The following is a 22,921-nucleotide window of genomic DNA, read 5'->3' as shown; positions in this document are numbered from 1 at the left end:
TGCACCTAGCTTGAATACAAAGCCGCGATCCACCACCTCACCATCTATACGCACACCACCAGATGCCAACAGATCGCGAGCGACTGCAGCGTTCTTTACCAGCCCTGCTTTATTAAGGACGGCCGAGATCGGCATATCCTCTATAGCAGCCACGGAGATCTCCGGCAGATCGTCTGGCAACTCGCCTTCCTTCATACGGTTGCCCGCAGAACGATGCGCATTGGCGGCAGCTTCTTCACCATGGAAACGGGCGACCAGCTCTTCGGCCAGCTTGATTTTGATATCACGCGGATTGGCACCCGCTTCACAATCAGCCTTCAAGCCATTGATCTCTTCCATCGAACGGAAGCTCAGCAGCTCGAAGTAGCGCCACATCAGCGAATCCGGAATCGATACCAGCTTGCTGTACATAATGCCCGGCGCTTCCTGAATACCAACGTAGTTGCCCAGCGACTTGGACATCTTCTTCACGCCATCCAGGCCTTCCAGCAGCGGCATGGTCAGAATGCATTGCGGCTCCTGCCCATAAGCGCGCTGAAGCTCGCGCCCCATCAGCAGGTTGAATTTCTGATCAGTACCACCCAGTTCGACGTCAGCCTTCAAGGCCACAGAGTCGTAACCCTGCACCAGCGGGTAAAGGAATTCGTGGATGGCGATGGACTGGTTGCTTTTATAGCGCTTGTCGAAATCGTCACGCTCAAGCATACGGGCGACCGTGTACTGAGAAGACAATCGAATGAAGTCAGCCGGGCTCAGCCTGTCCATCCAGGTGGAGTTGAACGCCACCTCGGTTTTGGCCGGATCGAGAATCTTGAAAACCTGAGACTTGTACGTTTCGGCGTAGTCGAGAACCTGCTCACGGGTGAGCGGCGGACGCGTGGCGCTTTTGCCGCTCGGATCGCCGATCATGCCGGTGAAATCACCGATCAGGAAGATGATCTGATGCCCCAGGTCCTGAAACTGGCGCAGCTTATTAATAAGCACCGTGTGTCCAAGGTGCAGATCGGGCGCTGTCGGGTCGAAACCAGCCTTGATACGCAGTGGCTGGCCACGCTTCAGCTTCTCGACCAGTTCGGCCTCGACCAGGAGTTCATCTGCACCGCGCTTGATCAGCGCCAGCTGCTCTTCAACCGACTTCATTTCAGCCCCCAATTCAAAGGGAACCAACCTTACAAGATCAGAGCCCAATTACAAGTTTTGCCCAGCGTTCGCCTGCGAATCAGTGACTGATACGCGGGAAGGGTTGCTTCGAGCAGGTTTTGGTTATATTTTATACAGTTATTTCATCTTCATCATGTCATTCATCTTTTCCATTTCACCTTTTTCAAAGTCAAATTACCTATGAAAGACACACCGCCTAAAGCGCCCCCGCTTTATCCGAAGAGTCACCTGCTCGCTGCAAGCGGCATTGCCGCATTGTTGAGCCTGGCTCTCCTGGTTTTCCCTTCCAGCGAAGTTGAAGCCAAACGAACGAACCTTTCCCTTGATCTGGAGATGCCGGATCAGGACGTACAAGACCAAGACGCTCCAGACGCTGCTCAAGCCACACCTGAAACCACTGAATCGCCATTTGCCCAGATCGACAATGCAGATGACCAGGCTCAAGACACCGCCACAGCACAGTCTGACGCAGAAAAGCCGGCACCAGCCAAAGACCCTAACCATCGGGAAGTGATCGTCAGCAAGGGCGACACGCTTTCGACTCTGTTCGAAAAAGTCGGGCTGCCAGCCGCTACCGTTCATGAAGTACTGGCCAGCGACAAGCAGGCCAAACAGTTCACCAAGCTGCAGAACGGGCAAACCTTGCAGTTCGAACTATCGCCTGACGGCCAGCTCAAGCAACTGCATACCAAACTCAGCGAGCTCGAGACCATCAGCCTGTCGAAATCGGCTTCCGGCTTCGTTTTCAATCGCGAGATCAGCAAGCCCAATGTGCGCAATGCGTATGTGCATGGCGTGATCAACAGCTCACTTTCGCAATCCGCGCAGCGCGCTGGCCTGACTCATAGCATGACAATGGACATGGCCAACATCTTCGGCTACGACATCGACTTCGCGCAGGACATCCGCAAGGGTGACGAGTTTGACGTGGTGTATGAGCAGAAAGTGGTCAACGGCAAAAGCGTCGGCACAGGCAATATCCTTTCCGCTCGCTTTACAAACCGCGGCAAGACCTACACCGCCGTTCGTTACACCAACAAGCAAGGCAATACCAATTACTACACTGCCGACGGCAACAGCATGCGCAAGGCATTCATCCGCACCCCGGTAGACTTTGCCCGCATCAGTTCCATGTTTTCGATGGGTCGCAAACACCCTATCCTCAACAAGATCCGTGCGCACAAGGGCGTCGACTATGCGGCGCCACGCGGTACGCCGATCAAGGCAACCGGCGACGGCAAGGTTCTGCTCGCTGGCCGTCGCGGCGGTTACGGCAATACCGTCATCATCCAGCACGGCGATACCTACCGCACGCTGTACGGTCACATGCAAGGCTTTGCCAAAGGCATACAAACCGGCGGAACCGTTAAGCAAGGTCAGGTAATCGGCTATATTGGAACTACCGGCTTGTCTACTGGCCCGCACTTGCACTATGAATTTCAGGTCAATGGCGTTCACGTAGACCCGCTGGGCCAGAAGCTTCCGATGGCGGATCCGATCGCCAAATCCGAAAAACAGCGGTTCATGCAACAAAGCCAGCCGTTGATGGCGCGCATGGATCAGGAAAAGGCCACCACGCTGGCCTCGAATAAAAGGTAATCCATGGACTTCTTCTATATAGGTGTGATGTCCGGCAGCAGTCTCGATGGGATTGATATCGCCCTTTTGAAGCAGGATGACCGCTCAAGGCTTCTGGCTACTCACTACATCCCGATGCCGGAAGATCTGCATGCCGAACTGCTGGGGCTTTGCTCCAGTGGCGTCGATGAGCTTGCACGCGCAGCAATCGCCGAGCAGAAGTGGTGCAGGCTGGTCGCACAGGGCGTGCAGACCTTGCTTGAAGATCAAAACATGGTGCCTGCTCAGATTCGCGCCATTGGCAGCCACGGCCAGACTATTCGTCATGAACCTGCGCGCGGCTACAGCATTCAGATCGGCAACCCGGCGCTGCTGGCAGAGCTGACAGAAATCACTGTGGTAAGCGATTTTCGTCGTCGCGACATCGCCGCAGGCGGACAGGGTGCACCGCTCGTGCCCGCCTTCCACGAAGCACTGTTCGACGATAACAAAGACCACCGCGCTGTATTGAACATCGGCGGCTTCAGCAATCTGAGCCTGATCGAATCCGATCGCCCGGTCGAAGGCTTCGATTGCGGTCCAGGTAACGTGCTGCTGGATGCCTGGATACAATCCCAGCGCCATGAAAGCTACGACAAGGACGGGGAATGGGCGGCGAGCGGCGAGGTTGATCAAGCGCTTCTCCAGAAACTGCTCAGCGATCAGTTTTTCCTGACCAAAGGCCCAAAAAGCACCGGTCGGGAAGTGTTCAACCTGGGTTGGGTGCACCATCATCTGTTCCAGCTGCCAACGTTGACACCTGAAGACGTGCAAGCCACGCTGCTGGAACTGACTGCATTGACCATCACAGAGTCCCTGCAATCGGCACAAGCGATCACCAAGGAGCTTCTGGTCTGTGGCGGCGGCGCACATAACAAGGCGCTGATGAAACGCCTTGCAGAGCTATTGCCTGACACCGAGGTCAGCAGTACCGAGAAGTTTGGCGTGGACCCTGACTGGGTTGAGGCCATGGCATTTGCCTGGCTGGCTCATTGCTGCCTCGAAGGCGTACCGGCCAACCGCCCAACGGTAACCGGCGCTAAAGGCAGACGTGTTCTGGGCGCGATCTACCCCGCCTGACCTCGTGCCTGAACGCAAAACGCCGCTCAATGAGCGGCGTTTTTGTTTACAACAAGCTTCAATCAGATCGAGAACGACGAGCCACAACCACAGGTCGTGGAAGCATTCGGGTTTTTGATCACGAATCGCGAACCCTCAAGTCCTTCCTGATAATCGACCTCTGCGCCAGCCAGGTACTGGAAGCTCATCGGATCGACAACCAGACTTACGCCCTCGCGCTCGACGATAGTGTCATCGTCGGCCACGTCTTCATCAAACGTAAAACCATACTGAAAACCTGAACAACCGCCACCTGTAACGAATACACGCAGTTTGAGACGATCATTGCCCTCTTCGTCGACCAGGGTTTTCACCTTGTGCGCTGCATTCGGAGTGAACTCCAAAGCGGTAGGCGTGAAGGATTCGACACTCATGTCAGATATCTCCCGGCGTTAGCCGTCGTAATGCGTAATGACGGCATTATCCGCTTCTCCTAGAAAATCGGTCAACTATTTGCTGGACGGCGGCAGTGCTTACGGCATCATGCCCGCGTGAGACAAACCGGCGCGCTCATCAAGACCAAACAGGATGTTCATATTCTGAACCGCCTGACCTGACGCGCCTTTGACCAGATTGTCGATAACCGACAGCACGACAACCAGATCGCCGTCCTGCGGACGGTGTACCGCGATGCGGCAAACGTTGGCTCCGCGCACACTGCGGGTCTCGGGATGGCTGCCAGCGGGCATTACATCCACAAAAGGCTCGTCGGCGTAGCGCTTCTCGAACAGCGCTTGCAGGTCCACCGAACGATCAGCGACTGTCGCATAGAGGGTGGAATGAATGCCACGAATCATCGGCACCAGATGCGGAACAAACGTCAGGCCGATATCACCGCCCGCAGCGCGACGCAGGCCCTGAGTGATTTCAGGCAGGTGACGATGGCCCTTCACGGCGTAGGCCTTGAAGCTTTCATTGGCTTCCGAATACAGAGAACCAATGCTCAGGCCACGTCCGGCACCGCTCACGCCAGATTTGCAGTCGGCAATAAGGCGAGTGTTGTCGGCAATGCCCGCCTCAAGCAACGGCAGGAAACCCAATTGTGTAGCTGTCGGATAGCAACCGGGCACGGCGATGAGCCGAGCATTCTTGATCTGTTCGCGATTGACTTCCGGCAATCCGTAAACCGCATCCTGCAGCAGCTGCGGAGCACCGTGCGGCTGGCCATACCATTTGGCCCACTCGACCGGGTCCTGCAGACGGAAGTCGGCAGACAGGTCGATCACCTTGGTGCCTGCCGCAAGCAGTTCACCGGCCAGTGCATGAGCGACACCGTGGGGCGTGGCGAAGAACACCACGTCACAGGCACCCAGGGTTTTCACGTCAGGTACGCTGAAAGCCAGGCCGTCGTAGTGCCCGCGCAGGTTCGGGTACATCTCGGCGACTGGCATGCCGGCCTCCGAGCGCGAGGTAATGACCACTACTTCTGCCTGCGGATGCTGTGCCAACAGACGCAGCAGCTCGACCCCGGTGTAACCCGTGCCGCCGACAATACCGACCTTGACCATAACCTGCCCTCAACGAAACAACTGGAAAGCGGTCGATAATAGGAGCCTATCGCCTCTGCGACAACCGACAACGTGACGTACGGACGCACAAGACACTACTATTCGGCCACCGTGAACCTGGGAATAATCAAAAATGCTCTATCTATGGGTCAAAGCGCTGCATGTCATTTCAATGGTCTGCTGGTTTGCAGCCCTGTTCTATCTACCAAGACTGTTCGTCTATCACTCGATGAGTGAGGACACGGTCAGCCGCGAGCGCTTCATGGTGATGGAACGCAAGCTCTACCGAGGCATCATGACCCCGGCGATGATCGCAACGCTGGTCTTCGGCGGCTGGCTGATCAGCTTTGACGTCAGCGGCTATTTCAGTCAGGGCTGGATGCACGCGAAGCTGGCACTGGTGTTCCTGCTGATCGGCTATCACCATGTCTGTGGCGCACAGGTCAAACGCTTTGCCCGTGGAGAGAATGGCCGCAGCCATGTGTTCTATCGCTGGTTCAACGAGATTCCTGTGCTGATCCTGATCGCTATCGTCATTCTGGTCATCGTCAAACCCTTCTGACCGGAAAGCATTCGGCCTCTCCAGTAACACACCAGGGCGCTCGGCTTTACGCAATGTGTAACGCAAGCGCCCGGTACTGTCCCCAACCACAAGACAAGGAAGCCCTGTATGGCCGATTCCCTCTTCAAGATTGTATTTGAAGGACAGGTGCGTGAAGGCGTCGAGCTTGATACCGCGAAGGCCAACCTTGCGGGGTTGTTCAAAAGTGAAGCTCGCGCAGTGCAAAAGTTGTTCAACGGCCAGCCCGTTGCGCTCAAGCGCGGGCTGACCCATAAGGATGCTGAGCGCTACCTGAAGGCACTTAATGACGCAGGCGTCGAAGCACGCATCGAACCTGACAGCGACATCAGCCTGAGCCTCAATGAAACAGCCAGCGCTCTGGCACAAAAACCCGCGCTTCTGGAAATATCGCCCTATGCGCCGCCCAAAGCACAGGTTGGCGGTGATCAGCCAGAGCATTCGACTCTAAAAGTCCTGAGCATAAACGGGCGCATCGGGCGTTTGCGCTATCTGGCCTGGAGCCTGGTATTGAGCGCAGCGGCACTGGCGCTGGTTGCCGTGTGCCTGCTGACGATGAACGAGTCACTGGTCGCTGGCGGGCTGCTGAGCGCAGTGGTGCTCGTGGTGTTTGCAGTCATCGGTGCACAGATCGGTATACAACGGCTGCACGATCTGGGCTGGTCGGGCTGGCTTTTACTGCTGACGATGGTGCCCTTCATAGGCAGCGTCTTCCCGTTCCTCATGGTCCTGCTGCCGGGTACAAAAGGCCCCAATCGGTTCGGCCCACCGCCACCGCCGAACTCGAAAGGCGTAAAGACGCTGGCCGTTCTGTGGTTGTTGCTGCTACCGATTATTCTGATCGGCCTCACTGCCGGAGGCGCAGGCATGCTGCGCGACGAGCTGGAATTGCAGACCGACGAGTACGAGCAATCCCTCCCGTACGACGATGAACAAGACCAGGACAGTGCCTTGATCGTGCCGGTGGATGTCAACAAAGAACTCAAAGAAACACAGTGACACGTAATAGACTGCTCACGGTTCGGCAGACTGCCGGGCGCAATATGCTCAATGGAGAAATGCATGACCCGTTACGCCCTGATCACCGGCGCGTCCAGCGGCATAGGCCTGGCGATGGCCGAAGCGCTGGCACGCCGTGGTCGCAGCCTGATTCTGGTCGCCCGTCAGCGCGACCTGCTGGAAACAATTGCACTGGAATTGACTCAGCGTTTTGGCGTGGAAGTGCTGTTTCGTGCATGCGACCTGGGCGAACCGCTGCGACTCTCGGGCTTCCTGCTGGAGCTGGAAGACGGCGCGCATCAGATTGACCTGCTGGTCAATGCAGCGGGCATCGGCACGTGCGGACCTTTTCTGGCGCAGGACTGGAGCGCCGAGCAGGACCTGATCGACCTGAACATCCTCGCTCTGACGCGCCTGTGCCATACGGTCGGCAACCTCATGGCCATTCAGGGTGGTGGGCAGATACTCAATGTCGCCTCGGTGGCGGCTTTCCAGCCAGGGCCGTGGATGAGCACCTACTACGCGAGCAAAGCGTATGTGCTGCATTTTTCCGAGGGGCTGCGCGAGGAAGTGAAGAAGGCCGGGGTGAAGGTCTCGGTGTTGTGCCCCGGCCCGACCCGAACGGCTTTTTTCCGTACCGCGCAGTTGCAGGTCAATGTCGACAACCTGATGAGCCCCGAAGAAGTGGCCCTGTATACCGTTCGCGCACTGGCAAAGGACCGTGTAGTGATCATCCCCGGCTTCAGCACCCGACTATGGACGCTCAGCCCGCGCCTGGTCTCGCGCTGGCTGGCCCGCCAGATCAGCGGCTACATCAACAGGAAGTACTGCCCACGCTGACAGACAAACGACTGGGCGAGCGGCGTCTCGCTCAGTACACTCAGGCGCACTGCTGCACAGCGATACCCTGCGACGACCATCAACCGACAAGGAGCAAACGGCTGTGGAAACTTTGTTTACCAAGATCATCAATCGGGAAATTCCGGCGAAGATCATCTACGAAGATGACCAGGTACTGGCTTTTCACGACATCGCCCCACAGGCACCCGTGCATTTTCTGGTTATCCCGAAAAAGCCCATTCGGACCCTGAACGATCTGACCGAAGAAGACAAAGGCCTGGCGGGGCATATCCTGTTCACAGCGCAGCGTCTGGCCCTTGAACTGGGTTGTGAAGAGGGCTTCCGCGTGGTCATGAACTGCAATGATCTGGGCGGACAGACCGTTTATCACATTCACATGCATGTACTCGGTCAGCGTCAGATGAACTGGCCGCCGGGCTGATCCCGCGTTTCCGGGCTTTGCAGCCGGTCAGCGGCCGTTATGTTCGCTGGCCGGTCGACACAAGCCCCTGCTGCCTGCGGCCGATTCGGGTAAACTGCCCACATGATCTTCCGGAGGTGCCCATGGCTACCGAACGTCACTATTCCCCCCTCGACCGTCTTTTACTGCAAGCCGATAGCGCAATGCGCACATTGCTGCCATTGAGCGCACATCCGCAGCGCCCCTCCCCGGCGGTTGTCCAGCCCGATCACAAGATGAGCGACGTCGACACACGCCACGTTGCAGGCCTGATGCGCATCAACCATACCGGTGAAGTCTGCGCCCAGGCGCTGTACCAGGGGCAGGCGCTGACAGCGAAGCTGCCCAAGGTGCGCAAGGCGATGGAGCATGCGGCTGAAGAGGAAATCGATCACCTTGTGTGGTGTGAACAGCGCATTCATCAGCTTGGCAGCCATACCAGCGTGCTGAACCCGCTGTTCTACGGCCTGTCATTCGGGATCGGTGCGGTAGCCGGCGTTATCAGCGACCGGGTCAGCCTGGGTTTCGTCGCGGCGACAGAGGATCAGGTCTGCAAGCACTTGAGTGAGCACCTTGAGCAATTGCCGAGCGAAGACGGAAAGTCGCGGGCCATTCTGGAACAGATGCTTAATGATGAAGAACACCATGCCGAGTCAGCGCTGGAAGCAGGCGGCTTTCGCTTCCCGGCACCGGTCAAGTTTGGCATGAGCGTACTGGCCAAGGTCATGACCAAGTCGACTTATCGTATCTGACGATGCATCAGGACGGATAAGGACGAATAAAAAAGGCGCCTGCAACAGGCGCCTTTTTAATGTCCGGAATCCGGGCTTATACGGCTACGTTACGGCCGTAGAAGATTTCCAGCATTTCGTGTTTGACCTTGGCGGTCACTTGTTCGCGCTGCTCGGCAGACAAGTTGCTGGTCGCGTCGCCGAACAGGTAGTTATCCAGTTCGAACTGCTTGAGCAGCATCTTGGTGTGGAACAGGTTTTCCTGATACACGTTCACGTCGGTCATCTGGTAACCGTTGCGCGTGTCTTCGGACAGGTAATTCTGGATCGAGTTGATTTCATGATCGATGAAGTGCTTCTTGCCTTCCACGTCACGGGTAAAGCCGCGCACGCGATAATCGACGGTCACGATATCCGACTCGAACTTGTGAATCAGGTAATTCAACGCCTTGAGCGGTGAAATAACGCCACAGGTCGACACATCGATATCCACGCGGAACGTGGCGATGCCATCTACCGGGTGAATTTCCGGGTAGGTATGAACCGTGATGTGGCTCTTGTCCAGGTGCGCCAGGATGGTTTCCGGCAGTGGACCTGGCGACTCTTCGATCTGGCTTTCGGTAGGCGTCACCGGCTGCTCGGAGATCAGAATGGTCACACTGGCACCTTGTGGATCGTAATCCTGACGTGCAATGTTCAGGATGTTGGCACCAATGATATCGACAACATCAGTCAGAATCCGCGTCAGGCGTTCTGCGTCGTACACACTGTTGATGTATTCGACATACGCCTGCTGGTCCTGCGGGGTTTCCGCATAGCAGATGTCATAAATGTTGAAGCTCAAGGTCTTTGTCAGGTTATTGAACCCGTGGAGCTTGAGTTTGCTTTTCACCGTTAAAAACTCTCTATATGGGTGCGGCGCCAGCCGCGTGATCAAGCATGCCCGTCAGTTGAGTCCGGCTCATCTGCGTAGGACGGTTAACACCTCTTCGCGTTGGCGATTTTGGTTGTCTGTTCGGGCCGCCAGCAGAAAACCAGTACATGCTGCGCCCTGAAAAAGTGGCGCATTATGCAGACGTCCGAAGCCGTCTGCCAGAGTGTGCGCCGTTTTTATGATCGTTGGATGTCTGGCGTTCAGGTCAACTCGACAATTTCATAATCGTGAGTGATCTCCACACCCGCGTTTCCGAGCATTATAGAAGCAGAGCAATACTTCTCCGCTGACAACTCGATAGCCCGTTTGACCTGAGCTTCTTTCAACCCGCGGCCCTTGACGACGAAGTGCAGGTGAATTTTGGTGAACACTTTCGGATCTTCATCCGCGCGCTCGGCTTCAAGAAATGCCTCGCAGCTTTCCACTGGCTGGCGCGACTTCTTCAGGATGCTCACCACGTCAAAGTTGCTGCAGCCGCCCAGGCCGATCAACACCATTTCCATCGGGCGTACACCCAGGTTGCGGCCACCGCTTTCAGGCGGGCCGTCCATCACTACCACATGACCGCTGCCGGATTCGCCGAGGAACATGGCTTCGCCAGCCCATTGAATGCGTGCCTTCATCGCCAGGACTCCACTGTAAAAAAGGGGTCGCCAGCTTAGCACAGCGCCAAACGCTGCCTGGACGCATTGGAAAAATGCTTTTCGTAGGAAACGCGTAGGAATATTCGCAAATAGCTTCCTACACGTCTGGAAAAGCTGGTGAGAATGCAGGCGCAGCCGATACCTACAGGTATGCCATTTGGCCATACACCTTATTTCGGAAGTCACGCATGGTCGCAATAACTTTTACGCCCAAAGCAAACAGTCTCGACAAGCTGCTGCCCCATGCGGAACGCCGCCGCTGCCCCGCCAAAAGCAACATCATCAATGCGGGTGATCGCTCTGAGTCGCTGTTTCTGATCTTGAAAGGCTCAGTCACGGTTCTGATCGAAGATGACGAAAGACGCGAGATGATCGTCGCCTATCTCAACAGCGGGGATTTTTTTGGTGAACTGGGTCTGTTTGAGCAGCCGGGACGCGAATCCGTGCGCAGCGCATGGGTGCGGGCCAAGACCGAATGCGAAGTGGCCGAGATTTCATACGGCGCCTTCCGCGAGCTGACCCGCCAGGAGCCGGAAATTCTCTACGCTTTGGGCAGTCAGATGGCCGAGCGCCTGCGCAACACCACACGCAAGGTCGGTGATCTGGCGTTTCTCGATGTCACCGGGCGAGTAGCTCGCACGTTGCTTGAGCTGTGCAAGCAGCCAGATGCAATGACCCACCCGGACGGGATGCAGATCAAGATTACCCGCCAGGAGATCGGACGCATCGTAGGCTGTTCAAGAGAAATGGTCGGGCGCGTGCTCAAGGCCCTGGAAGAGCAGAGCCTGGTCAACGTCAAGGGAAAAACGATGGTGGTGTACGGTACGCGCTGAACCTCTGCCAGTCAGAGTTCAGCGAGTAGCTGCCGATAGGCCTGCGCCAGGCGCGGCAGAACGTCGACATCCGGAAACACTTCGTGCAAGGCAACGTGGCTTTCGGCCCGAATACGTGGCTCAAGCTCACAAAGCTCGTTGAAGCGGTTGACCGCTCCCGTCATCTGTACACGTTCATCATCCAGCAGCAATGCGCCGTGGGCCAACACCACAGGACGCGTTCCGCCCTGACTCTGCCGCCAGCGCTGTGCTGTTCCGACCATCTTGCGACCATCAAGGTTGACGTTGAAGCGGCCGTCACAGAATGCACCTGCCACTTCGCCCAATGAAGCCTGGCCGCCCAATTCGACCAGCAGGTCGAGCAGCGGCTGACACAAGCGCAGGTAGGCGGTTTCTATGCGGTCACGATCAACATCAGCAGCGGGCTGTGCATAGACCAGCGCGATATTCACCGTGGCAGAGGATTGTGGCACCGGCTCACCACCGGTTTCACGCAACAACACGGGCCATCCATTGTCAGCCAGAGTCTCGCTGGCCTCGACAAAACCCGGCAAGCGGCTCATGCGCCGCGGCATGACCAGCGCCCGATCAGTAGGTCGCCAGAACAGCAAACCATGATCGGCAGCGCCGGAGCACACAGCCGCCAGAAGGTCCTGCTCGGCCTGCAAGCCTTGTTCGACGCAGATGTCGATGATCGAGTCTTGCATGCCGGACCTCAGCGTGGTGTTCAGTTCAGTCAGTCGATGGACGGGCCGCTCGCCGCAAGCTTGCGCTCCGGAAAGAACAGCCGCTGCAACTCGGCGCCCGGGTGTTCGGCGCGCATGAAAGCTTCGCCCACCAGGAACGAATAGACATCGTTGATTTCCATCAGCTCGACATCCGCACGATTGAGAATGCCGCTTTCGGTGATGACCAAGCGATCACGCGGGATGCGCGGTAGCAACTCCAGCGTGGTTTCCAGGCTCACTTCAAAGGTGTGGAGGTTGCGATTGTTGACACCCACCAGCGGTGTATCAAGCGTCTTGAGTGCGCGCTCCAGCTCGTCGCCGTCGTGCACCTCGACCAGTACGTCCAGCCCGACACGCTTGGCAACGTCGGCCAGCTCAGCCATTTGCGCGTCTTCCAGTGCCGACACGATCAGCAGAATGCAGTCAGCGCCCAGCGCGCGAGCCTCGACCACTTGATAAGGATCGATCATGAAATCCTTGCGAATCACCGGCAAATTGCACGCCGCCCGCGCTTCCTGAAGATAGGCATCGGAACCTTGAAAGAAATCGACATCAGTGAGCACTGAAAGACAGGTCGCGCCTCCCGCCTGATAACTTCTGGCGATCTCGCCCGGCAGAAAATTCTCCCGGATAACGCCTTTGCTTGGAGACGCCTTTTTGACTTCTGCGATGACGGCAGGCAGCTTCAACCTGGCCTGAGTGATCAGCGCATTGGCAAAGCCACGTGGCGCATCGACGCTGGCGACCTGTTGTTCAAGTTCGGCGAGGCTGACAATTGCTCGACGGGCCGCAATTTCCTCGGCCTTTCGGACAAGAATCTTTTCCAGTACGGTTGGCACGCTCATGCTTCGTTCTCCTGTTTGAATACTGCCGTGAAGGCACCCAACTCTTCCAGCTTTTCCCGCGCAAGGCCGGTGTGCAGGGCATCGTGTGCCAAGGCCACACCCTCTTTCAGGCTGGTCGCATGATCGGCAGCATAGAGCGCGGCACCGGCATTAAGCACGATCATTTCCGCGGCTTTCTGCCCGTTCTCGGTCTTGCGTCGCCCAAGCGCATCACGAATCAGTTCCAGCGAAACTGCCGGACTCTCCACAGCGAGGCCATACAGACTCTGGCTTTTGATGCCCAGGTCTTCGGGCTGTACCCAGTATTCAGTCACTTCGCCATTTTTCAGTTCGGCAACGAAGGTCGGCGCGGCCAGACTGAACTCGTCCAGGCCGTCCTGCGAGTGCACCACCAGTACATGCTTGCTGCCCAGACGCAGCAGCACCTCGGCCAGCGGCCGGCACAACGCCTGATTGAACACACCGACGATCTGGTGACGAACGCCCGCCGGATTGGTCAGCGGGCCGAGCATATTGAACAGTGTGCGCAGCCCCAGCTCGCGGCGCGGCCCGGCCGTGTGCTTCATGGCCGTGTGATGAGACTGGGCGAACATGAAACCGATGCCCACGCTGTCGATGCAGCGAGCCACCTGAACAGGCGTAAGGTTCAGATAAACCCCGGCGGCTTCCAGCAGATCGGCGCTGCCGCTCTTGCCCGACACTGCGCGGTTGCCGTGTTTGGCCACCGTGCAGCCAGCAGCGGCGATGACAAAAGCCGACGCCGTGGACACGTTGAAAATATTCGCGCCGTCACCGCCAGTGCCAACGATGTCTACAACGCCATCCAGTGTTTTCAGCTCGACACTACTTGCCAGCTCACGCATGACCGAAACAGCACCGACGATCTCATCGATGGTTTCACTCTTCATACGCATGCCCATCAGAAACGCACCGATCTGCGCTTCGGTGCATTGGCCGGTCATGATCTCGCGCATGACGTCGCGCATCTCGTCAGTGGTCAGGTCCAGCTGGTTGACCACGCGGTTCAGCGCGCTTTTGATGTTCATGGGGGTAGTCATAAAAAATCCTTAGCCCTGACGATGGCCGCCGCTCTGCTTGAGAAAGTTGGCGAACAGCTCGTGGCCCTGCTCGGTCAGAATCGACTCAGGGTGGAACTGTACCCCTTCCACGTTCAACGTTTTGTGACGCAGGCCCATTATCTCGTCAACCGAGCCGTCTTCCAGCGCAGTCCAGGCGGTCACTTCCAGGCACTCGGGCAAGGTATCGCTTTTTACCACCAGCGAGTGGTAGCGGGTTACCACCAGTGGATGATTAAGGCCTTCGAACACGCCGCCGTCCTCGTGCACCACCGGGCTGGTTTTGCCGTGCATCACCTGGCGCGCACGCACCACATCGCCACCAAAGGCCTGCCCGATGGACTGATGCCCCAGGCACACACCCAGAATCGGCAGTTTGCCCGCGAAATGTTTGATCACTTCAAGCGAGACACCGGCTTCATTGGGTGTGCACGGGCCGGGCGAGACCACGATGCGTTCGGGGTTCAGGGCTTCGATCTGTTCAATGGTCAGTTCGTCGTTACGAATGACTTTGACATCGGCCCCCAGCTCACCGAGGTACTGCACGACGTTGTAGGTGAACGAATCGTAGTTATCGATCATCAGCAGCATTTTGCTATCAACCTTTTGATTTACTGACTTGATTCAGGCCTTCCGGATTCTGCTTCACTCATGCATCCCCTCGTCAGCCATAAGGCCGGGGGACGGAGAAAAACATCACAAAATCGAAGGCATACAGGTACGGGTCCGGCAGGGCCGGCAAGGAAATAGTCAGGCGCGCCAACGCCAACGGGCGTGAGCCTTGATAACGCGCATCAAGAGTTTGCTGACAGTCGTCACGGAAGGGGTCTCATCGGTACGTTTCGGGACATTAGCGTACCGAACCGACCGGTGCAATATGAATGTACCGGGCTGCGCCGATTGAAAAGCGGTTAAAGGCTGAAAAGAGGGCCGCGCCTCCGTGTGGAGGCGGGATTGAGGCAGGGGCACGATGGCCGAGGGTGGGGAGCCGAGAGGAACATCAGTGCGCAATCTCGCGCACGTAGGCCTGGCAGGCCTTCAAAGCGATCAATCCCTGATCGCCGTAGTCGGTGATGGCGACAATTCGTCCAGCAGCCGCTGGGTCAAGTTCGCCTCGCGAGCTTCCATGAACCACGCCGCCGGAACCGGAGGCGGTTGGCATTCCATCGCCACCGGTGGGGCTGGCAAGGAGGACTGACAGCCGCAAATCAGCGGTAGCCAGACGATCACGCAAGCGAGCCTGAGAAGTCTGTGCATCGCTCAATTCCTTATGAATGGTTGTATCGTTATCTTGCAGACGGAGTTCAAGCGCCCGCCTTCGCGCTTGTTCAGCGTTCTGCCAGTCGACGACCGCCAGCGCCGCCTGCTCGCGCTCTTGCTGCCAAGCCAGCGTTTGCGTAGACAGTTGCAGACCATAGTGAGCCGCCTGCCACTGCCAGGCGACCCATGTACCCAGCCCTGACCCCAGCACGAATGCGAGGATCAGGAATCGCATCTCCAGCACTTTCACGGCAGCACCTCCAATGCCCGCTGGTAAAGCGCCTGCCGATCTGCCAGGCCATTGGTGCCTCCGTTGATACGCCGGGTGATCATCAGCAAGTCGCCCTTGTCCGCCAGCAAATTGAGATTGGCCCGATCCCAGAACCACGCCGCCGACATGGCCGCGTGGTCGGGTCGTTCGAGCAGTTGCGGCTGAGCAAGCAAGTCCAGTCCGAGCGCCTCCCCGCACGCCTCGTAGTTGGTCCGCCCCGTCACCTGAATCAGCCCACGGCCCCTATACAACTGACCGTCGCCATCTGCCTCTGGCGTATTGCCCAAACGCAGCGCCAACTGGCCCGTGTCGTACTTGGCCAGATAGCTGTCGCTACCCAGCTCGCGCACATAACGAAGCTGCCCGGATTCATGCCCGATCTGAGCGATGAACGCGGCGATACGCAGGCGGGTGTTGATGGTGTAGCGGGTCATGGCTGCGTTGAGCGCATGAACAAAAACGCCGGCTTGAGAGCCGGCGTTGGGGAGGATTTGCAGTAGTTGTTGCTGGTTGATAGGCATGGTTACTCCTGCCTTGCTTATGAAGCTCGTCAGTGTCCCCAATCGACGAAGCTCTCGTGACTCAAAAGCGACGCGCATTAGGGGTAACAAACGCCCCATCATTGCGAGGCGTCGTTACCTGAGTCGTTAGCAGCAGTCATGTCGGCTGGTCGCGGCGATATCGAAAGCATAAACAGTAACGCCAGCTTCAGAGCCGGCGTCGGGTGCAATTCGTTTTCGCGCTCGCCCTGCCAAATGGCCAACTACTCAGAAGGTGGCACATACACAAAAGGTTGCGCAGGCGCTACGGGCCAGTCGAATTTCCTTGGATAACCTGGCAATGTATCAATCAGGGAAAGCCGCACGCGATAAAGACGGAACGCGTACAGCTCAGCGTTTATTGCTGGCACGGATTTCAATTGCTCTTCGGTCGCCAGATTCATTGCTATGGCGTCTTGAAGAATATCCAGTTCGTCCAGCAGCGAGTGGATTCGATAGGTAGCGTTACTTGACAAGTTATTTCGCTGACTCGTCACCTGCTGCAAGACCGCCTCCTCGGTCGGCTCGAGAACCGGGCCGAACTCACCGGCGAGGGCACGGTTAAACAGATCGACTCCATGAGCAGCGGAGTCGTTGGGAGACGCACTAAAAGGCACCTCGCCGTAAGTGTCTTTAAACTCTGCAAACAACACCCACAGATTAATGTATGTGTGTGTCATATCGGACCAACGTGGATCACGAGCGCTTATTACTGTGTACATAGGAATACCTTTGATTTTTCTATTGAGAAAGTATGGGTTTATGAATGATTGACGCTTGCGGGCGTCAGTGGACCTCCTGTTTCGTTTAAGGACAGGAACTAAAACGCCGGCGGTGGGGCCGGCGTCAGGGATGATGTTGAGTTGTTGTTGTGGGCCAAGAGGCATTGATCCTCTCAAGGGCTTGCGGGACTAGCCCACCCCATGAGCCGATAAAGCTCTCCTGTTCAAAAGCGAGATTAAATGACGAATAAAACAACTCCCCCTCAGAGCGGGGCAGTTCGTCTGTACTCGCGCCCTACCGGGGCTAGCTGTTCAGTAGGCAACAGGCAAAAAAAACCGCTCTCGCGGTCATGTTTACAGGGCAGTTGCATCGGAGGGCGGTGAAGGCCATTTGACCTGGAGAGGGTAATCCGGGGTTTGCTCGATCCGGTTCAGTTCTACGCTATAGCGTTTCCATTCGAGCAAACTTGCCTTCTCCGCCTCGGTAGCATCTCCCAGTTCTTCGGCATACTGCAACGGGGCGATACGTGTAGCTGCTTCCTGCAAACGCTGGTCACGAACCAGCAGAGCGGCGGACACCAAAGCGGTCTTCTGCGCTTCGGTATCAAGAACCCATTCACCCTCTCGCCAAACGTAATACTTGCCGGGCCATTGTTTGGCGGTAAGCCGTTCAGGCGGCAGACCGAGGCTGCTCCACTCCTCTACCGAGCCGTCGTTTATTCGATACATCAAGCCACGGCGATCTATGACCTGCTGCAGCTCACCGTTTATCAGTGTCCAGGCAAATCCTGTGTTCGGTTCGCTGAGCAATTCGGTCATGCTTACAGCATTGCTGGGCGTTTGCTCGCCCAGTCCAGGAACAACCGGTAATTCAACAGGCCCTATCAAGGCCCCAGAGTCATCTATCAAGTAAGTAGGCATAACGTCCTCAGATCAGTTTGATACGGCCGGGATAGGCCAGGTTGCGGCTACGGAAACGAATCCAGTTGTTCATCGGTTGCTGGTCGTCTCTCATAGCGGCTCCCGTCGCGCCGTTATCTGTCGTTTCACGGAGATACCCAGAACCTCCAGCTGGAACTAATGCACCGATCGGCATCAAGCCATTAGGGCCTGAGGAGTTGAGGCGTCCATCTGCCTGGGCATGACCATTGCCCAACAAGTAAGTACCCGTTTCTATGTCAGACCCGCTCCACTCCTGAGCCACCGTCCTCAGCCAAGTGCCATCCTGCCAAGATCCGGCGACACGCGACGTATCGACGCCACGAGACTCATCCAGTACCCGCAGGAACTCGCCCCTACCTTCAGGCCCTCGGAAGGTCAGAGCGCCGTCTCCACTGCTCCAACCACCTTCCTTCCCGGTACGAGTTGCTTCGGTGTAAACCATCCCGGATTTCTGCGCATGGTCCCAGAGCCACGGCCAGTCGGCGCGGTTAAGAAGCCCACCGTTCAACGCTCCATATCCTCCTGGGCTGAACAATGTCGTTGTCTCGAAAACAGGCCGTCCCAAAGGAGTGCTGTCATATCGCCCTATTGGCCACCAGCTTCCAGCACCATCGCTGCGCAGATGCCACCAGTCGCCAGCTCCCATCAGAACCAGAAAGGAATAACCAGCAGCATTCAAATGGGTGTGAAACCTTATTTTTTCCCCGGCAGTTGCATTAACGGTCAACCGGTTGCCACTGTTGTCTATCCTGCGAACAATAACGTCCTTGGCGCCTAGTGCCGCGTTTGAGGAGGGCAGTGTGAACGTACGATTGCCGCCAGAGGCATCCAGTAGCAGCAACTCCATCTGGTCTCTTGTAAAAACAGTATCGGTATTGAAAGAGAACACTTTCTGAGAGTCGACTTCCTTTACCTCTGTCATTTTGCCGCGCTTTGTGATGTAGATCGCGTCAGTGTTAAAAACAAGCTCGACCCATTCCGCCGCGTTTAGCCGTAACGTATTACTGCCAGAGCCGAACTGTGAAATAACCTCGGCACCGCTGGCCTTGATGGTTGCCGCCCCGGACGATGCGTTATGAAAAGTTACGGACTTGCCGACCGTCACGCTCGCCTTGGAGGGCAGCGTCAGCGTGATGCCTGCGACGTTGATCCTGTGCCAATTCCCCGCCACTCCCGGCATAAGCGTCTCGGACGCTGCATATCCGACACCGACACCCTTATAGGCCTGCCTGACCTGCGAACCAATCTGGGTAATTGCCGTTGCCAGTTGATCGGTTCTGGTTTCGTCAGGCTGCTCACCTCCCGCAGCCATCGCATTCAAAATCTCCTGCGTCACCGAATTCCCCCATGCCGCAGGGATCAGCGAGCCGGGTGTGCCGGTTGCCGGGTTTTCATCTACAAACTTGCCGCTGACCAAGCCTACGCTTGGCACACTCTTGGGATAATCCACATTGTGTTCCTCAGTTGAAATTAACGAATTCGACGCTGTGCGCCGGTGCAGCTCGACGGATCAAGCACTCGATGGCGGTGCCGGGGTTGACTCCGAACCGCTCTCCCCAGTAGCTGGCCCCGAAGCGCCGTCCCAGCCGCTGGCGGCCGCCGGTGTTCAGGGTCCACATGAACTGCGCATTCCAGGTGCCGAAGTGCGCCTGGCCAAAACGCGAACGCCCCATACGGGGCGCTCGGTGTTCGGTCACGGTGGCATCGGGGTAGCCCTGGCTGATGGCAATGTCGATGTAGAACGACGCGTTCTGCCCTCCTGTTGCCACGAGCCGCTGGCGCACCGAAAGACGCCGGTCTGCGAACAACGGTTTGAGCCCCAGACATGGGTCCGGCAGGTTCATGACCCGCTCCCAGTCCGGTACCAATTCACTGACGGTTGCAGGGTCCATCTCGTTGAGCAGGTCGAACGCGCGGCCATCGATGCGCGCGAACTCGCGGGACAGGCCGGTAATGACCTGCTGCAATTCCGGTACGCGCTCCGGGTCCCACGCAGGCCCGGGTGGCAACAGCGCCTGCAATTGCCCGGCGTAGTGCTCGGCAGTTCTTATGACGACCATTGAATGCCCCCGAACGTGAGTAACTGGTTGGCTGCAGCAGTAACGTTGGCCACGGGTGAAACCAGCACATGATCGGTTTCGCCTGTCGCGCGGCTGATGGCCTCGGCGATGTGCGTGAGCAACAGGGTTTCGCCCAGTCCGCCCTCACGGTTGTGCAGGTCCAGCAGTTGCGCTTCGACCGCCGCCCGCACAGCGGAGGTGTCCGGTGTGAGCCGGATGGTGTAGACCACCGGTTTCTGCACCGGCGCCAGCACATATACGTCTGCGGTGACCGGACGCAGCGGCTCGATATACGCAGCGACCGCGGCGAGCTGCTCGGCGTCAGGAATGGGATCGGCCTGGTCGTCACGCATGAAGAACACCGCCACCGTCCCCGGCCCCATGAACCGGCGCACACACCAGGCGCGCGTCACGCCCGGCACTTCCAGCGCCCAGGTCACGTAATCATCCTGATTGCCGCCATGCGGGATGACCCGGTAGGAGCGCACGACACGCGCACGCAACGACTCGATACTTTCCTGCGAGATGCCGCCGGAAAGTCCGTCGGCAATGACGGTGAAGGTGCTGTCGATGCCTTCGACCGGTTGCACGGCAGTCATGACCAGACCGGCATCCGCATTACCCAGAACACCGGCATCGACTGCTTCGACCGTGGTGGTGTTATTGCCCGCAACCGTGGTGACGCCTTTGGTCACGCGGTAGAAGCGTCCATCACTGAACTGCAGCACAGTGTCCGCATCCAGCACCGCGCCGGCTGCAGCGGTAAAGCGCACCGTGCCGGTAGCGGCCTGTGCCACCTTGCGCGGTTGCCTCAGGCGCAGGATGGCCTGCCGCTCAAGGGTTTCCTCGTCGGCGGTGTCCGGCAGAATCTGGTCGGCGATCCAGTCCTGATAGCCATATAGTCCGTAGGCCGCGCCGCTGTGCGCACGGGACAGTACCCGAGCATCGGACTGACGCAGCGCTTCGTCGGCGAGGTCGACCTGGGTTCGGTTGATCAGCGCCGGTAACGTAGGTGTTTCAAACGGCATAAATCACCTGCCACTGTTCAGAAGGGTTGAAGCGCACGATCTGACCGTCCGAAACGACCAGCTCGACGCCCAGGTTCAGGCGATTGCTCTGAACCTGTTCGGTAAGGATGTTGATGTTGCTGACCTGACCGTCGTCGATCAGCCAGGCAAGCGCTTCGCGCGCATAGAACTCGGCGTCGCGCTGGGTCTGCGCAGTGAGCCGGACCCTGCGCAGCAGCCACAGCCTGGAGCCGATACGGTCATTGGCCTGTGCCGGGTAGGTGTCGCCCCACCAGCCATAGCGCTCGGCATCGTCGAACGGGTCGTCCGCTTCGGCGCGACGCCAGGTGAACAGGCTGATGACCACCGAGCGCAGCAAGGACGCCTGCAGAGAGCCTTCAATAATCATCCGGCACCTCCAGCGGGCGGTCCGCTCTGGCCGTTACCTGCCTGAACACCGCCATGCAGATGGCTGATCTGACTGATGCCAGCGGCAAGCTGGTCGCCTTTGGAAACAATCTTTCCGGTCTGGGTGATCTGCGGTGTGTCGAAGTTCACCGCTACCGCGGCCTTGATGTTCAAGGTGTCGGTTTCAATGTCGATGACCTTGCCGCGCTTGAGGTGAATCTTGTCGCCCTCGTCGGTGTAGATCGCTACTTCGCCCGACTCCAGGCCCTTGAGGCGATAGCGCCGGTCGGCCACTACCAGCAGCAGACCGTGCGACCGGTCGCCACCAATGAAGGCGGCGATGCCCTCGGCGCCGGCCAGCGGGTTGCTGGTGAAGCCATAGGGTTCGAAGTGCTCCATGTCGTCCTTGACCTCTCCGGCGGTGAGGCGCATTTGAAGCGTCTGCATTTTGCTGCTGGCCCTGGCGAGCACCACCGTGCCGCGCACCAGCATGCGATTGAGTAAGCTCATGAGGTTGTTTCCTCGTCGATGGGCAGCAGCCAGGAGTAAGCGTCCTGATTGACCTGCACCTTGCTGCGCTTGTTGGGGTCACCTGGCTCGGCCTGGAAACCTTCAGGCGGACCGACCACCAGTGTGGTGATCGTGCCTTGGTCGCTCAGCGAGTAGGTCACGGCTGAAATCAGCATGTTGCGGCTTGTGAAACCGATGACCGGATCAATCACCCGGACCATGGTGTTGTGCCGCCAGAGCGCCCCGTTGGACTGCCGCCAGCCCTGGACCTTGTAGGTGGTGAGCAGTGCCTTGCCGGCCCGCTGACCACGCTCCCAATTGGCGCGACTCAGGGCGAGCTTCGGTGTGATCGGCGCATCCTCATGAACGACCAGTACGCGAAGACGCTTTTTATGCGCGGGGTCGTCATGCCGGTCATCCGTGACTTCTGCCGAGACCTCCGACGAGTCCTTGCCGAACGTCTGGTCATTACCGGTCTGTTGACCAATGACCCGGTACTCGGAAAAAAGCCCGGAAAAGTCCCGCGCGATGACGGCGCTCAACACATTCTTGCCGAGTTCGAGCGCGTCTGCGCTCTGCCCGCGACTACCCGGCCTGGCCAGCACCACATTGCCGTATTCGTCATCGGTGGAAAAAATCCGGAACAGGGTCAGCAGCCGGTCAATAGACTTGAACACGGTTTCGGCAGGCTCGATGGTGTGATCGGCCATCTTCGAGGTCTCCGGTATTTCGCTGATCACCGACAAACCATAAGGAGCAGCCAGCGCTTCAACGATCTTCAACACCCCCACCTCCTTCCACTGGCTCGGCCTGTTGATGGCCGAGCAGTCGATGAGGTCGGCGGTTTTCGAGCGTCCGGAAATCTTTAGCGTGATTTGCTTACCGTCATAGCTGATCGGCGCGGCAAACACCCAGCCGGTCAGAATCAACTCGCCGCCGATACGTACTTCGCACGCTGCGCCGGGCGTGATCGGATGCGAGATTTCAGTGCCCGGCCACTGCCAGGTAATGCTCACGTCAAAGCTGCGCGCCTGACGCTCGATCCCGGCAGAGATTTCCACCGACTTCCAGCCGGCATAGTCGTGCTCGTCAACCGTCAGGGTGACAACGTTAGGGTCGATCATGGG

Annotated in this window: 27 protein-coding genes (1 of these 27 running past the window's edge); 8 read left to right on the top strand and 19 right to left on the bottom strand. The window is 57.8% G+C overall.

The window, feature by feature from the left end; all coding sequences use genetic code 11:
* Window positions 1–1,140, bottom strand: the 5' portion of a protein-coding gene (gene tyrS, locus RYA97_RS09020; protein ID WP_010194979.1) for a tyrosine--tRNA ligase. 72 nt of this gene lie to the left of the window's left edge; only the first 1,140 of its 1,212 coding nucleotides appear in the window; its start codon is at window positions 1,138–1,140; its stop codon lies off the left edge, out of view.
* Window positions 1,141–1,341: 201 nt separating this feature from the next.
* On the opposite strand from tyrS, the gene RYA97_RS09015 reads away from it, so the two are divergent.
* Complete coding sequence (locus RYA97_RS09015; protein ID WP_005743959.1) at window positions 1,342–2,760, top strand: peptidoglycan DD-metalloendopeptidase family protein; 1,419 nt, start codon at window positions 1,342–1,344, stop codon at window positions 2,758–2,760.
* 3 nt (window positions 2,761–2,763) lie between these two features.
* A complete protein-coding gene (locus RYA97_RS09010) occupies window positions 2,764–3,858 on the top strand; it encodes an anhydro-N-acetylmuramic acid kinase (protein ID WP_004663838.1) in 1,095 nt (364 codons plus the stop codon).
* Window positions 3,859–3,920: 62 nt separating this feature from the next.
* Here RYA97_RS09010 and erpA read toward each other — a convergent pair whose 3' ends face one another.
* Window positions 3,921–4,271 (bottom strand): iron-sulfur cluster insertion protein ErpA, encoded by a 351-nt coding sequence (gene erpA / locus RYA97_RS09005; protein WP_002551953.1) that lies wholly within the window; start codon window positions 4,269–4,271, stop codon window positions 3,921–3,923.
* Window positions 4,272–4,370: 99 nt separating this feature from the next.
* Window positions 4,371–5,405, bottom strand: a complete 1,035-nt coding sequence (argC, locus tag RYA97_RS09000) for an N-acetyl-gamma-glutamyl-phosphate reductase (protein ID WP_316892174.1) — start codon at window positions 5,403–5,405, stop codon at window positions 4,371–4,373.
* Window positions 5,406–5,538: 133 nt separating this feature from the next.
* Between argC and hemJ the strand changes: the two genes are divergently transcribed.
* The 5 genes from hemJ to coq7 all read left to right on the top strand — a co-directional run bounded on the left by hemJ (window position 5,539) and on the right by coq7 (window position 9,036).
* Window positions 5,539–5,967 (top strand): protoporphyrinogen oxidase HemJ, encoded by a 429-nt coding sequence (hemJ, locus tag RYA97_RS08995; protein WP_004660765.1) that lies wholly within the window; start codon window positions 5,539–5,541, stop codon window positions 5,965–5,967.
* 108 nt (window positions 5,968–6,075) lie between these two features.
* Window positions 6,076–6,984 carry a DUF805 domain-containing protein gene (locus RYA97_RS08990; RefSeq protein WP_316892172.1) on the top strand — a complete coding sequence of 303 codons (909 nt, stop codon included), beginning with the start codon at window positions 6,076–6,078 and terminating at the stop codon, window positions 6,982–6,984.
* A 63-nt stretch (window positions 6,985–7,047) separates the two neighbouring features.
* Complete coding sequence (locus RYA97_RS08985; protein WP_316892169.1) at window positions 7,048–7,824, top strand: SDR family oxidoreductase; 777 nt, start codon at window positions 7,048–7,050, stop codon at window positions 7,822–7,824.
* A 103-nt stretch (window positions 7,825–7,927) separates the two neighbouring features.
* Entirely contained in the window at window positions 7,928–8,266 is a 339-nt protein-coding gene (locus RYA97_RS08980) for a histidine triad nucleotide-binding protein (RefSeq protein ID WP_004660762.1), read from the top strand.
* A gap of 122 nt (window positions 8,267–8,388) precedes the next feature.
* A complete protein-coding gene (gene coq7 / locus RYA97_RS08975) occupies window positions 8,389–9,036 on the top strand; it encodes a 2-polyprenyl-3-methyl-6-methoxy-1,4-benzoquinone monooxygenase (RefSeq protein ID WP_002551947.1) in 648 nt (215 codons plus the stop codon).
* A 76-nt stretch (window positions 9,037–9,112) separates the two neighbouring features.
* On the opposite strand, the gene speD is transcribed toward coq7, so the two are convergent.
* Together speD and RYA97_RS08965 are read right to left on the bottom strand one after the other, a co-directional pair.
* Window positions 9,113–9,907 (bottom strand): adenosylmethionine decarboxylase, encoded by a 795-nt coding sequence (gene speD, locus RYA97_RS08970; RefSeq protein WP_002551946.1) that lies wholly within the window; start codon window positions 9,905–9,907, stop codon window positions 9,113–9,115.
* A 242-nt stretch (window positions 9,908–10,149) separates the two neighbouring features.
* Entirely contained in the window at window positions 10,150–10,572 is a 423-nt protein-coding gene (locus RYA97_RS08965) for an OsmC family protein (RefSeq protein WP_002551945.1), read from the bottom strand.
* Between the two features lie 209 nt (window positions 10,573–10,781).
* Here RYA97_RS08965 and crp point away from each other — a divergent pair, with 209 nt between their 5' ends.
* Window positions 10,782–11,426: a cAMP-activated global transcriptional regulator CRP gene (gene crp, locus RYA97_RS08960; protein ID WP_005743964.1), complete on the top strand. Its 645-nt coding sequence runs from the start codon at window positions 10,782–10,784 to the stop codon at window positions 11,424–11,426.
* Between the two features lie 11 nt (window positions 11,427–11,437).
* On the opposite strand, the gene RYA97_RS08955 is transcribed toward crp, so the two are convergent.
* The 14 genes from RYA97_RS08955 to RYA97_RS08890 form a co-directional block, all read right to left on the bottom strand.
* Window positions 11,438–12,133: a biotin/lipoate A/B protein ligase family protein gene (locus RYA97_RS08955; protein ID WP_057413346.1), complete on the bottom strand. Its 696-nt coding sequence runs from the start codon at window positions 12,131–12,133 to the stop codon at window positions 11,438–11,440.
* Window positions 12,134–12,162: 29 nt separating this feature from the next.
* Window positions 12,163–12,999, bottom strand: coding sequence for an indole-3-glycerol phosphate synthase TrpC (trpC, locus tag RYA97_RS08950; protein ID WP_005781013.1), 837 nt, complete (start codon window positions 12,997–12,999; stop codon window positions 12,163–12,165).
* Window positions 12,996–14,045 (bottom strand): anthranilate phosphoribosyltransferase, encoded by a 1,050-nt coding sequence (gene trpD, locus RYA97_RS08945; protein WP_004663830.1) that lies wholly within the window; start codon window positions 14,043–14,045, stop codon window positions 12,996–12,998. The genes trpC and trpD overlap by 4 nt, the downstream gene beginning before the upstream one ends.
* A 21-nt stretch (window positions 14,046–14,066) precedes the next feature.
* Window positions 14,067–14,666, bottom strand: a complete 600-nt coding sequence (locus RYA97_RS08940) for an aminodeoxychorismate/anthranilate synthase component II (RefSeq protein WP_058408573.1) — start codon at window positions 14,664–14,666, stop codon at window positions 14,067–14,069.
* A 409-nt stretch (window positions 14,667–15,075) separates the two neighbouring features.
* Window positions 15,076–15,585 carry a lysis system i-spanin subunit Rz gene (locus tag RYA97_RS08935; protein ID WP_316892165.1) on the bottom strand — a complete coding sequence of 170 codons (510 nt, stop codon included), beginning with the start codon at window positions 15,583–15,585 and terminating at the stop codon, window positions 15,076–15,078.
* Window positions 15,582–16,127, bottom strand: coding sequence for a glycoside hydrolase family 19 protein (locus tag RYA97_RS08930; protein WP_316892163.1), 546 nt, complete (start codon window positions 16,125–16,127; stop codon window positions 15,582–15,584). The genes RYA97_RS08935 and RYA97_RS08930 overlap by 4 nt, the downstream gene beginning before the upstream one ends.
* 242 nt (window positions 16,128–16,369) lie before the next feature.
* Window positions 16,370–16,867, bottom strand: a complete 498-nt coding sequence (locus RYA97_RS08925) for a tail fiber assembly protein (RefSeq protein WP_003372704.1) — start codon at window positions 16,865–16,867, stop codon at window positions 16,370–16,372.
* Window positions 16,868–17,221: 354 nt separating this feature from the next.
* A complete protein-coding gene (locus RYA97_RS08920; protein ID WP_316892161.1) occupies window positions 17,222–17,788 on the bottom strand; it encodes a tail fiber assembly protein in 567 nt (188 codons plus the stop codon).
* Between the two features lie 7 nt (window positions 17,789–17,795).
* Window positions 17,796–19,259: a phage tail protein gene (locus RYA97_RS08915; RefSeq protein ID WP_316892159.1), complete on the bottom strand. Its 1,464-nt coding sequence runs from the start codon at window positions 19,257–19,259 to the stop codon at window positions 17,796–17,798.
* 10 nt (window positions 19,260–19,269) lie between these two features.
* A complete protein-coding gene (locus RYA97_RS08910) occupies window positions 19,270–19,869 on the bottom strand; it encodes a YmfQ family protein (protein ID WP_316892157.1) in 600 nt (199 codons plus the stop codon).
* The gene (locus RYA97_RS08905; RefSeq protein WP_003372716.1) at window positions 19,857–20,897 is read right to left on the bottom strand and encodes a baseplate J/gp47 family protein; all 1,041 of its coding nucleotides are present in this window, start codon (window positions 20,895–20,897) and stop codon (window positions 19,857–19,859) included. Before RYA97_RS08905 ends, RYA97_RS08910 begins: the two co-directional genes overlap by 13 nt.
* Window positions 20,887–21,285: a phage GP46 family protein gene (locus RYA97_RS08900; RefSeq protein ID WP_004663819.1), complete on the bottom strand. Its 399-nt coding sequence runs from the start codon at window positions 21,283–21,285 to the stop codon at window positions 20,887–20,889. The genes RYA97_RS08905 and RYA97_RS08900 overlap by 11 nt, the downstream gene beginning before the upstream one ends.
* On the bottom strand, window positions 21,282–21,794 hold the full coding sequence (locus RYA97_RS08895) for a phage baseplate assembly protein V (RefSeq protein WP_316892156.1): 513 nt from the start codon (window positions 21,792–21,794) through the stop codon (window positions 21,282–21,284). Before RYA97_RS08895 ends, RYA97_RS08900 begins: the two co-directional genes overlap by 4 nt.
* Window positions 21,791–22,918, bottom strand: coding sequence for a phage baseplate assembly protein (locus tag RYA97_RS08890; protein ID WP_316892155.1), 1,128 nt, complete (start codon window positions 22,916–22,918; stop codon window positions 21,791–21,793). Before RYA97_RS08890 ends, RYA97_RS08895 begins: the two co-directional genes overlap by 4 nt.
* Window positions 22,919–22,921: the final 3 nt, after the last annotated feature.

It is taken from the genome of Pseudomonas syringae group sp. 26L6 (assembly GCF_032587815.1).
Lineage (GTDB): Bacteria > Pseudomonadota > Gammaproteobacteria > Pseudomonadales > Pseudomonadaceae > Aquipseudomonas > Aquipseudomonas amygdali.
Note: the sequence above shows the minus strand (reverse complement) of the source record. Positions and strands in the feature narration are given on the sequence as shown.